Here is a 10,736-nt window from a genome sequence, read left to right on the forward strand (position 1 = left end):
GGCCCCGACCCGGCACCTCCCGGTGCCGGGTCGGGGCCGGTACCCGCCGCTACTCCTTCAGGCCGATGTGGTCGATGGGCGCGGCCCGCAGCAGCCGCCGGACCGGCCACACCGTCGTCGCCAGCGCCAGCAGGGCGACCCCGCCGAGCACCGCCACCGCGCCCAGCGGCGGCACGTACGGCACCGGGCTGCCGGTCAGCGCGGCGACGATCGCGCTCAGCGTCAACGCCGCGAGCGTCGCGCCGATCAGCACCGCGCTGCCGAGCAGCCCGACCTGCTCGGCGTGGACCATCCTGCGGATCTGCCGCCGGGTGACCCCGACCAGCCGCAGCAGTGCCAGTTCACGGCGGCGGGCCAGCGCGGCCAGCACCATCGTGGTGGCCGAGGCCAGCGCCGCGTAGCCCACCAGCACACCGATCAGCAGCCGGTTCAGCCAGGCGCCCAGCGCCAGGTCGGTGCCGATCAGCCGGGTCCGGGTGGCCGCGTCGCGCACCTGCCCGCCCGGCTGCCCGGCGGCCCAGGCGGCCAGCGGCGCGTCGGCGGCCGGATCGGCGCGGACCAGGATCTCGTCGACGGTGGTCCCGGCGGTGTGCCCGGCGACCGTCCCGGTGGCCAGCGTGACGTCACCGAAGCCGAGGCCCCGGCCGTAGACCGCCACGACCCGCAGGGTGACCGGGGTGCCGTCGCCCAACCACAGGTCCGCCCGGTCGCCGACCCGCCACCCGGACGCGGACGCCTGCGACGCGGACAGCGCGACCGCGCCCATGGTCAGGTCCTTCAGGTCGCCGTCGCGCACGTCGAGGTCCATCGTGTCGGTGAGGCCGACCGGGTCGACGGCCTGCGCGGGGACCGACGTGATGCCGTCGAGCGACGACCGCACCACCACCTGGGTCCGCCGTACCCCGGTGGCGGCCCGCACCCCGGGCAACGCGCGGATCTGGCCGGCGGCGTCGGCGGGCAGCCCGCCCGGCGCGGTCAGCACCTGCCCGGCGAGCGTCCCCGCGCCGCTCTGGGCGACGGTCTGCCGTTCCAGGTTGGTCTGGAAGAACCAGACCGAGCCACCGAGGCCGACGGCCAGCACCAGGAACGTCAGCACCGTCGCCGTCCCCCGGGCGGTGGCCCGCAGGTTCGCCGCGGCCAGGTAGCCGCCGACCCCCCAGAGGCGGGGCAGCGCCGGGGTGAGCAGCCGCGCGACGTACCCGTTGATCCACGGCGCGAGCAGCCCCACCGCGACGACGAACAGGTAGAGCATGCCGACCGCGCCGGCCAGCGCGGCCGTCGAACCCGTGCCGCCGGCGGCGACTGCCCCGGACGAGACGGCACCGGCCAGCGTCAGGCCACCGGCGACCAGCCGCACCAGGCCCGGAGGGCGGGATTCGACGGCACTCTCGCCGAGCGCCTCGACCGGCTTGATCGCGGTGACCCGACGCCCGGCGACCAGGGCGGCGAGCACCGCCACCAGCACCGCCGTGCCGGCGGCGGCCGGCACCGCGAGCAGACCGCCGGCCATCGGGAAACCGGCCGGGACGAAGCCCCGGTCGACCAGCTCACCATGCACCCAGCGGGCGGCCAGCAGGCCGGCGGGCCCGCCGAGCGCGGCGGCGACCAGGGCGAGCAGGGCGGCCTCGGCGAGCAGTAGCCGACGCACCTGGCCCGGGGTGGCCGCGATCGCCCGCAGCAGCGCCAGGTCCCGGCGGCGGTGCCGGACGGAGAGCCCGATGGTGCCGGCCACCACGAACACGACCAGCAGGATGACGTACCCGCCGAAGGTCGAGCCGATGGTGACCAGCAGGCTCCGGGCGGCCAGCTCCGCCGGCTGCTCCACGGTGCCCCGGTCGACGCCGACGTGGACGGTGGCACCGGTGGGCGTGGCGACCCGGCGGACCGCGTCGGCGATCGCGCCGGGGTCGACGTCGGGGGCGAGCCGCACACCGATCGCGTCCACCCGGCCCGGGTGCGCGGACAGCCGGGCCGCCTGCGCGTCGGTGAAGAACACCGCGTCGGTGCCGGTGTCGACGGTGGCGCTCACCCGGTGGGGCCGGGCGACCCCGCCGACGACCAGGTCGATCCGGTCGCCGGCCGACGCGCCGAGCCGGACGTCGACCGCCACCTCGTCGTCGGCGCGGGGCGCGACGCCCGTGGTGACCGGCCGGCCGGCGAAGGCGTACGTGCCCCAGCCGTGTCCGACGGCCGGGGGCACGCCGATCGGCACCCGGTCGTCGGCTGTGACGTCCGCGACGCCGGGCAGCCGACGGACGCGTTCCACCAGGGCGGCGTCCACCGTGCCGCCCTCGGGCAGGGCGACGGTGCTGGTGGTGGTGTCGCCACCGAGCTCCCGCGTCCGCTGGCTGAGCGTGGGGTGGGCGACGATCAGGTCGGCCGTCGCCCAGAGCCGTGGCTCCGGCCGCCACCGCAGCCCGGACTCGACGAGGGTGCCCATGACGACCAGGATCGTCACCCCGGCGAGCAGGGCGAGCAGCGTCGCGACGGCCGGGCCGGCGCGGTGGCGCAGCAGCCGGGCGGCGAGCCGGATCATCGGCCGGCCCGCCCGTCCAGCGCCGCCAGCCGTTCGGCGATCCGGGCCGCCCCGAGCTGCGGCAGATCGGCGACGATCAGGCCGTCGGCCAGCACCAGCACCCGGTCGGCGTACGACGCGGCGACCGGGTCGTGGGTCACCATCACCACGGTCAGCCCGTGCTCGTCGACGATCGCGCGCAGCAGCGTCAGCACCTGTGCCGCGGTGTGCGAGTCGAGCGCCCCGGTGGGCTCGTCGCAGAAGACCACCTCGGGTCGGGTGGCGAGCGCGCGGGCGATCGCCACCCGTTGCTGCTGGCCGCCGGAGAGCTCGGCCGGACGGTGGCGCAGCCGGTCGGTGAGCCCGACCCGTGCCACCACCCGGTCCAGCCAGGCCCGGTCGGGGCGGACCCCGGCCAGCCGCAGCGGCAGCACGATGTTCTCCTCGACGGTCAGCGCGCCGATCAGGTTGAACGCCTGGAAGACGAACCCCATCCGGGTCCGCCGCAGCTCGGTCAGCCGGGTCTCGGACAGCGTCGACAGGTCGGTGCCGCCGAGGACGACCTGGCCGGAGGTGGGCCGGTCGAGCCCGGCGGCGACGTGCAACAGGGTGCTCTTACCGGACCCCGAGGGGCCCATCACGGCGGTGAAGGTGCCCCGGTCGAAGCCGACGTCGACCCCGGCCAGCGCGGTCACCGGGCTGGAGCCGGACGGGTAGACCCGGGTGAGCCGGGCGACGCGCACCGCCGTGCCGACGGGCCCCGCCGGGTCGGCGGTCCGTACGGGGTCGATGGGGTGTGCCGGATGGACTGGCATCCTGGTGGCCTCTTCCGTGTCAGCGGGTGTGTACTGCGCGCACCAGGAACGCTATGCAGGTGGAGGACCGGGAACCATCCAGCGGGCTGCCCGACCGAGGTACCGCAGGCGCTACCCCCGGCCGCCGTCGAGGTGGCGCAGCACCGCGGTGACCCGGCGGTCGACCCGGTCGTCCGGGGGGAGCTGGAGCTTGGCGAAGATGCTGCGGATGTGCTTGTGCACCGCCCCGTCGGTGACGAACAGGCGCTCGGCGATCGCCGTGTTGCCGAGCCCTTCGGCCATCAGCCCCAGCACCTCACGCTCGCGCGGCGACAGCTCGGCCAGCGCGGTGTCCGAGCGGCGGTTGCGGGCCAGCAACTGCCCGACCACCTCCGGGTCGATCACGCTGCCGCCGTCGGCGACCCGGTGCAGCGCGGCGAGGAACTCCTCCACCCGGCCCACCCGCTCCTTGAGCAGGTAGCCGAGCCCGACCGCGCCGACGGAGAACAGGTCGGTGGCGAACGCCTGCTCGACGTACGCCGAGAGGACCAGCACCGCGAGGCCGGGCCGGCGGCGACGGGCCTCCACCGCGGCCACGATGCCCTCGTCGGTGTGCGTCGGCGGCATCCGCACGTCCACGATCGCCACGTCCGGCGTGTGGGTGTCGACGGCCGACAGGAACTCACCCGGGGTGCCCGCCGTGGCGACCACGTCCAGGTCCTCCGCCCGCAGCAGCAGCGCCAGCCCCTCCCGCAGCAGCGGGTCGTCCTCGGCGATCACGATCCGCACGGCAACTCCACCTCCAGTCTCGTCGGCCCTCCCGGTGGGCTGGTCAACATCATCCGGCCGTCGTACGCCCCGACCCGCCGACGGATGCCGGTCAGCCCCGAGCCCCGGGTCTCGTCGGCGTCGCCGCGCCCGTCGTCGGTGACGGTCACCAGTAGCCGGTCCTGCCGGCGGCGGACGGTCACGTCGACCCGGCCGGCGCCACTGTGCCGGACCACGTTGGTCAACGCCTCCGCCACCACGAAGTAGGCGGTGGCCTCCACCGAGACGGCGCAGCGTACCGGCACGTCGACGGTGAGCCGGCAGGGCACCGCGCAGTCACCGGCCAGGCCGGCCAGGGCGCCGGTGAGGCCCCGGTCGTCCAGCACCGGCGGCAGGATGCCCCGCACCACCGTACGCAGTTCGCCGAGCGCCTGTTCCGCCGCGTCCTGCGCCTGCCCGAGGATCTCGTCGGCCCGGTCCGGGTCCCGCCGCACCGCCCGACGGGCCGCCCCCAGCAGCACGTTGACCGCGACCAGCCGGTTCTGGGTGCCGTCGTGCAGGGAGCGTTCGATGCGGCGCAGTTCGACCGCGTGGGCGTCCAACGCCGCGGCCCGGGTGGCGGTCAGCTCGGCGACCCGCAGCGACAGGTCGAAGCCCGGCGGCGGGGGCAGCAGCCACCGTCCCGGCCGGGCCTGGAGGCGGGCCAGCGCCGGGACGAACGCGAGCGTGGCGGCCAACCAGCCGAACCCGAGCAGCCCGACCATCAACGCCTCGCCCAGCCCGTCGATGCGCCACCAGACGATCCCCGGCGCGCCGGCCTCGGGTGGCAGCAGCCGGTACCACAGCGGGAACGTGAGGTCCTGCACGGCGTAGAGCGGCATGCTCAGGCCGAGCAGCCCGCCGATCAGGCCGGTGACCGCGTGCAGCGCGACCCAGCCGAGTTCCCGGCGGACGAACGGGTCGCGTGCCGCCACCCGCAGCTCGGTCGGCACCGGGCCCGGGGCGGGGACCGGCGCGCCCCAGCGGGACAGCCGGGCCCGCTCACGGTCGGCCACCGCGCGTACCGCCCGCAGCGTGCCGGGTACCGCAGGCAGCCCCACCCAGACCAGACAGGCCGTCGCCACGACGATCAGTTGGAGCAGGGTGGCCAGCGCCAGCAGCGCGGTGCCGAGCCCGCCGACGAGACGGGCGACGGCGTCGACGGTGGCCCGGGCCCGGTCCCGCAGGTGTGTCATCGGAAGACCTCCCGCGCCAACATAGGCCACCGGTCGCCCGGCCCGGCACCGTCGGTGCGGAAAGTACCGCCTGCTGTACCACCGTCGGTCGTGCTGGCGGGATCGTGTCCGGCCCACCGCAGCGCCTAGCGTCGACCTGGTCGAACACCGGCCCGTCCGAGGAGGCAGCCATGACCGATCCGTACCGCATCGCCGACGCCCCGACCCGACCGCCGCAGCCGGCGGCCGACCGGCTCCGCCCGCTGCTGTGGCTGGCGCTGGCCGTCAGCGTCGTGGCGAACGTGGTGCTGACGACCGTGCTGGACAACCAGTGGGCCGGCTCGGCGTGCGGCCTGCTGGCGGTGCTCTGCGCCGGGACGCTGATCGCCCGGCACCGCCGCACCCGGTGACCGACGCCGGGGCCCGCCACCGGTCCGGGGGCGGTGGCGGGCGCGGGCACCCGTCGGGTGGTCGGGACGTGCCGGGGTCGTCGGTCACGGTTCCCGGTCGCGGAGCATCAGCACGTACGTCGCGGTGAGCGCCACCGGGCGGTCCGGGTCGGCCGCCAGTTCCGCCAGGGCCCGCGACGCCCGCTCCCCCGGGATGCCGGCGAGCGCCTGGGTCAGCCGACGGCGTACCGGCGACGCGACGGAGTCACCGGTGAGGCCCGCGACGAGCGCGGCGGCGATCCGGTCGGCCGATCCGGTGTCGACGGCCAACGCGGCCAGCGCGTCGGCGGCCTCGACGTCGTTCGCCTCCTGCACGACCATGTCGACGAGCGTCGCGACGGCCTCGGGCACGCCCCGGGCACCGAGCGCGAGCGCCGCGCACCTGCGGACCGTCACGTCGTGGTGGGCGAGGGCGTCGCGCAGCAGCGCGGTCGCGGCGTCGTGCGGGATCTCCACGAGGCACCGCACCGCGCGCTCGCGTACCGTCGCCACGGGCGCGTCGAGCCCCTGCGCCAGTAGCGGCAGTCCCGCCCCGCCGGCCCGCGCCACCGCCCACCGCAGCGCCCCGGCCACGTTCGGGTCGGGTTCGCCCAGCGCCGCCTCCACCAGGGCCTCCACCGCGACCGCCCCGGCCGGGGCCAGCGCGGCCCGTTGCCGCCGCCCCGCGTGCGGCGAAGCCAGGGCCCGCAACAACGCGACGGTCCGCAGGACATCGGTCCAGTCGGCCGGCTCGGCGGCGTCGATGCGCTCCAGCCGGGTGAGTAGCCGCGTCTCGTCGGCGATCCGTGCCCGGGTCCGCCGGATCAGGTCGTCGACGAGCGTCGTCGGGGTGAAACCCGGATCGTCGAGCGCCTGCCCCACCGCACGCAGCGACAACCCCAGCGACCGCAGGCTCTCGATGTGGAAGATCCGCCGGACGTCCGCACCTGAGTACTCGCGGTAGCCCGCGCCGGTGCGTCCGCCCGGCCGTACCAGGCCGAGCGACTCGTAGTGCCGCAGCATCCGGACGCTGAGCCCGCAGCGCCGTGCCACCTCACCGATCAGCACCGCCACTCACCCCTGCCGGTCGGCGTGGCCGAGCGCCACGACCCGCTTCGCCTCCTCGATCGAGAACGCGAAGCCGGCGTCCGGGTCACGCATCAGCTGCCGGGTGGCGGCCGCGTGGGCCCGTACCCGGGGGTCGGGGTGGGACGCGGCGGCGTCCAGCACCGGCGTGACGACCTCGCCGAGAGCGGCCAGGGCACGGGCCAGGCTCAGCCACGTCCCCCGGTCGCCCCGCCCCAACTGGGTGGTGAGGATCCCGGCCAGGCCGGCTTCGGCGCCGGACGGCACCAGCGCGACCGCGGCCCGCCAGGCCGCCCGCGCCACCTCGTCGTCGGCGTCGGTGAGCAGCGCCACGGTGAGCGCCGGCCAGGCCGCCCTGTCCCCGATCTTGGACAGGGTGTGCAACGCCTGGCTGCGGGCCTGCGCCTGCGGGGACCGGAGTTCGGCGACCAGCCGGGGGACCGTCACCGCCGCAGGGTGCCTGGTGAGCGCCCAGGTCAGCATCTCGCGTACCGAGAAGTCCGGTTCCACCGCGCACCGGGCGACGAGCGGGTCGACGTCGCGCGGGTCGGGGGCGCTGCCCAACGCGAGCGCCACCCGTAGCCGTACCGACGGGTCGCCGCCCGCCAACCCCCGTGTCCGGTCCGTGTACGCCGCCGACCCGGTCATCGTGACCACCTCCGGGTCACAGTGAAGACCCTGCCACCGTGTCAGGGTCAAGCCGGTCCGGGGCGGGCATGGTGACTGTCGGCGCGACCCGCCGGGTCAGTGGGCCCGCTGCGGCGTCGCCCCGGTCGGGGTCGACGCCCCGGCCGGGCGGCGGGAGACGAGCACCCCGAAGGCCGCTGCCGTGAAGAACATGAGGCTGCCGTAGACCACCGACGGCATCGCCATCGTGGCGTTGTCCAGCAGCGTCGGGCTCATCCCGATGGTGATGGCCAGGGTGGCGTTGTGCAGGCCGATCTCGAACGAGGAGGCGACCGAGTCGCGGTGCCCGGCCCGCAGCAGGCGCGGCGCGAGGTACCCGACGGCGAGGCTGACCAGGTTGAACAGGGCGACGATCACGATGATCTCCCCGAGGGTTGCCAGCACGTCGTCCCTGACGCCGAGCACCGCACCCACGATGACCACGGCCAGCACCAGGACGGAGACGACCTTCACCGGTCGGTGCATCCGGGCGGCGAACGTGGGGAACCGACGCCGCAGCAGCATCCCGATCGCGATCGGGACGAGCACCAGCGCGAAGACCTGGACCACCTTGCCGAACTGGAGACCGATCGTGGCGTCCGCACCGGCGAAGCCGGCCACCGACAGGTTGACGATCAGCGGGAGGGTGAACAGCGCCAGCACCGAGTTGATCGCGGTCAGCGACACGTTGAGCGCGACGTTGCCCCGGAACAGGTGACTGTAGAGACCGGCCGTGCTGCCACCCGGCGAGGCCGCCAGCAGCATCATCCCCACCGCCAGCTCCGGCCGCAGGTCGAAGGCGGTCACCAGGCCCAGGCAGACCACCGGCAGGAGCAGCATCTGACACCCGAGGCAGATCAGCACGACCCGGGGGTGGCGGGCCACCCGGCGGAAGTCCTCGACGGTCAGGCTGAGGCCGATGCCCAACATGACGATGCCGAGCGCGACCGGGAAGAGGGCGAGCGACAACCCGGAACCCATGAATCCACCACCCTCCCGGGAGAAAACTGGCTTGTCTCGTTGGAGGATGGCACCGCAGGTGTCCCCGGGCACCTCCCGGCATGCGCACCCGTGACCGTCAAGGCCGCAACCAGCGCCGCGCACCCGCCCCGACCAGGCAACTAGGCGGCCCGGGGTGTCGGGTAGTTGTCGCGGCGCAGTCGGGTGCCCGCTAGAGGTGGGCGCGGCGTGAGCGGAGTGTGACACCAGCCGACCCGCCACTGCGAGACGAGGTAGTCATGCCCGTCACCCCGACCTATCCCGGCGTGTACATCGAGGAAGTCGCGAGTTCCGTCCGCCCCGTGATCGGTGTGGCGACCGGGGTGGCCGCCTTCGTGGGATACGTCCGGACCGGACCGGAGAACCGGGCCGTCCGGGTGAACACCTTCGGCGAGTTCGAACGCCGGTTCGGCGGGGTCGACCGGGACTCCGAACTCAGCCTGGCCGTGCAACAGTTCTTCCGCAACGGCGGGGCCGCCGCCCTGGTCGTGCGGGTGCCCCGGGCCGACGCCCGGGCCGCCTCGGTGACCCTGCTGGACAAGGTCGGCGTCGGGGCGAAGTCCGCGCTGCTGCTGGACGCGACGAGCACCGGCGCGTGGGGCAGCGGACTGCTCGTCGACGTCGACCACGACGGCGTCGCCGACGCCACGTCGTTCAACCTGACCGTCACCGACACCGCCACCGGCGACACCGAACGGTTCACCGGGCTGTCCGCCGACCCGGCCAGCGCCGCGTACGCGGTGGCCCTGCTCAACGACCCGGACCGGGGTTCGGCGCTGGTCCGGGCACGCGCCGGGGCCGCCGGGGCGGGCCGGCCGACGCCCAGCGGCACGGCCGGCACGGCGCTGGGCACCCCCACCGTGGACGCCGCGAAGAACTACCGGCTCACCGTGCAACCCGACCGGCCCACCAAGCCGGACCCGAACGACCCGGCCAAGACCGTGCCGGCGGTCGCCCCGGTGACCGTGACCGTGCTGGACAAGGGCGAGCGGTTGCCGTCGTCCCCCGCCGGGGTGGCCGCGCTGCTGCAACGGAAGGTCAACGCCGCGTTGGGCGCCGCCGACGGCGCGGCCGGCCTGCGGGTCCGGGTGGCCCCCACCGCCGCCGGCGGGCTGCGTCTCCTCGGCGACGTGGACACGGTGGTCGCCCCGACGGCGGTGGACGCGGCCTTCACCGTCGCGGGGGTCTCCCCCGCCGGGGACGTCGCCGACGGCGCGGCCCTGCTGGGCCTGGCCGGGACGACCGCCAACGTCGGCCGGTTCAGCCCGCTCGGCGTCAAACGGCTCGGCCAGGGTGACCTCGTCACCGGCTCCGACGGCAGTGTCCTGCCCGGCACCGGCGCGCTGATCGGCAGCGAGGCCGCCTACACCGGCATCTACGCGCTACTCAAGACCGACCTGTTCAACCTGCTCTGCATCCCCGACGCCACCCGTGCCCGGCACGGCAACCCCGCCGCCATCGACAACGGGCTCGACCCGGAGGCCGTCTGGTCGGCCGCCTACGACCTCTGCGAGCGCCGCCGGGCGGTCCTGCTGGTCGACCCGCCGCCCGGGGTGGACGACCCGGACCGCGCCCTGGACTGGATCAACCAGCTCGGGGTCAAGGGGCCCAACGCGGTGGCCCACTTCCCCCGGCTGCGCATCCCCGACCCCACCGACGGCTTCCGGCCCCGCACCGTCGCCCCCGGCGGCACCCTCGCCGGCCTGTACGCCCGCCAGGACACCGAGCGGGGCGTGTGGAAGGCGCCCGCCGGCACCGAGGCGCAGCTACGCGGGGTGACCAACCTGGTCTATCCGCTGACCGACGCCGAGAACGGGGTGCTCAACCCGTTGGGGCTCAACTGCCTGCGTACCTTCCCGGTGACCGGCACGGTCAACTGGGGGGCCCGCACCACCGCCGGCGCGGACGCGCTGGCCAGCCAGTGGAAGTACACACCGGTGCGCCGGCTCGCCCTGTTCATCGAGGAGAGCGTCTACCGGGGCACCCAGTGGGCGGTCTTCGAGCCCAACGACGAGCCGCTCTGGTCGCAGCTGCGGCTGAACCTGACCTCGTTCATGCAGGACCTGTTCCGCAAGGGCGCGTTCGCCGGGCGGACGCCCCGGGAGGCGTACCTGGTGCGGTGCGACGCGGAGACCACCACCGGCGACGACCGGGACCGGGGCGTGGTCAACGTGGTCGTCGGGTTCGCCCCGCTCAAACCCGCCGAGTTCGTCATCGTGCGGATCCAGCAGCTCGCCGGCCAGAGCCCGTCCTGAGAGGTGTGAGT

9 protein-coding genes are annotated in these 10,736 nt (G+C 75.3%); 2 read left to right on the plus strand and 7 right to left on the minus strand.

Annotation, left to right across the window (positions count from 1 at the left end):
- Positions 1-49 precede the first annotated feature (49 nt).
- The 4 genes from ACN267_RS09520 to ACN267_RS09535 all read right to left on the minus strand — a co-directional run bounded on the left by ACN267_RS09520 (position 50) and on the right by ACN267_RS09535 (position 5,312).
- Entirely contained in the window at positions 50-2,536 is a 2,487-nt protein-coding gene (locus ACN267_RS09520; RefSeq protein WP_421488455.1) for an FtsX-like permease family protein, read from the minus strand.
- On the minus strand, positions 2,533-3,330 hold the full coding sequence (locus ACN267_RS09525; protein ID WP_421488456.1) for an ABC transporter ATP-binding protein: 798 nt from the start codon (positions 3,328-3,330) through the stop codon (positions 2,533-2,535). Before ACN267_RS09525 ends, ACN267_RS09520 begins: the two co-directional genes overlap by 4 nt.
- 111 nt (positions 3,331-3,441) lie before the next feature.
- Complete coding sequence (locus tag ACN267_RS09530; protein ID WP_204960018.1) at positions 3,442-4,098, minus strand: response regulator transcription factor; 657 nt, start codon at positions 4,096-4,098, stop codon at positions 3,442-3,444.
- Complete coding sequence (locus ACN267_RS09535; protein ID WP_421488457.1) at positions 4,086-5,312, minus strand: sensor histidine kinase; 1,227 nt, start codon at positions 5,310-5,312, stop codon at positions 4,086-4,088. The genes ACN267_RS09530 and ACN267_RS09535 overlap by 13 nt, the downstream gene beginning before the upstream one ends.
- A 170-nt stretch (positions 5,313-5,482) precedes the next feature.
- On the opposite strand from ACN267_RS09535, the gene ACN267_RS09540 reads away from it, so the two are divergent.
- Positions 5,483-5,701 (plus strand): hypothetical protein, encoded by a 219-nt coding sequence (locus ACN267_RS09540; RefSeq protein WP_281897822.1) that lies wholly within the window; start codon positions 5,483-5,485, stop codon positions 5,699-5,701.
- Positions 5,702-5,785: 84 nt separating this feature from the next.
- On the opposite strand, the gene ACN267_RS09545 is transcribed toward ACN267_RS09540, so the two are convergent.
- From ACN267_RS09545 to ACN267_RS09555, 3 genes are all read right to left on the minus strand, one after another.
- Positions 5,786-6,787, minus strand: coding sequence for a HEAT repeat domain-containing protein (locus ACN267_RS09545; protein ID WP_421488458.1), 1,002 nt, complete (start codon positions 6,785-6,787; stop codon positions 5,786-5,788).
- Positions 6,788-6,793: 6 nt separating this feature from the next.
- Positions 6,794-7,453 (minus strand): HEAT repeat domain-containing protein, encoded by a 660-nt coding sequence (locus ACN267_RS09550; protein WP_421488459.1) that lies wholly within the window; start codon positions 7,451-7,453, stop codon positions 6,794-6,796.
- Positions 7,454-7,549: 96 nt separating this feature from the next.
- The gene (locus ACN267_RS09555) at positions 7,550-8,452 is read right to left on the minus strand and encodes a bile acid:sodium symporter family protein (protein WP_421488460.1); all 903 of its coding nucleotides are present in this window, start codon (positions 8,450-8,452) and stop codon (positions 7,550-7,552) included.
- A 257-nt stretch (positions 8,453-8,709) separates the two neighbouring features.
- On the opposite strand from ACN267_RS09555, the gene ACN267_RS09560 reads away from it, so the two are divergent.
- Entirely contained in the window at positions 8,710-10,725 is a 2,016-nt protein-coding gene (locus tag ACN267_RS09560) for a phage tail sheath family protein (RefSeq protein ID WP_421488461.1), read from the plus strand.
- Positions 10,726-10,736 lie beyond the last annotated feature (11 nt).

The sequence above is a fragment of the Micromonospora sp. WMMD734 genome, assembly GCF_049178975.1.
GTDB classification, from domain to species: domain Bacteria; phylum Actinomycetota; class Actinomycetes; order Mycobacteriales; family Micromonosporaceae; genus Micromonospora; species Micromonospora wenchangensis.

Bases quoted from the DNA above. Each gene is read 5' to 3' on its own strand.
- ACN267_RS09540 (WP_281897822.1), top strand. From the start codon at position 5,483: ATGACCGATCCGTACCGCATCGCCGACGCCCCGACCCGACCGCCGCAG.
- ACN267_RS09555 (WP_421488460.1), bottom strand. From the start codon at position 8,452: ATGGGTTCCGGGTTGTCGCTCGCCCTCTTCCCGGTCGCGCTCGGCATC.
- ACN267_RS09525 (WP_421488456.1), bottom strand. From the start codon at position 3,330: ATGCCAGTCCATCCGGCACACCCCATCGACCCCGTACGGACCGCCGAC.
- ACN267_RS09520 (WP_421488455.1), bottom strand. From the start codon at position 2,536: ATGATCCGGCTCGCCGCCCGGCTGCTGCGCCACCGCGCCGGCCCGGCC.
- ACN267_RS09550 (WP_421488459.1), bottom strand. From the start codon at position 7,453: ATGACCGGGTCGGCGGCGTACACGGACCGGACACGGGGGTTGGCGGGC.
- ACN267_RS09560 (WP_421488461.1), top strand. From the start codon at position 8,710: ATGCCCGTCACCCCGACCTATCCCGGCGTGTACATCGAGGAAGTCGCG.
- ACN267_RS09535 (WP_421488457.1), bottom strand. From the start codon at position 5,312: ATGACACACCTGCGGGACCGGGCCCGGGCCACCGTCGACGCCGTCGCC.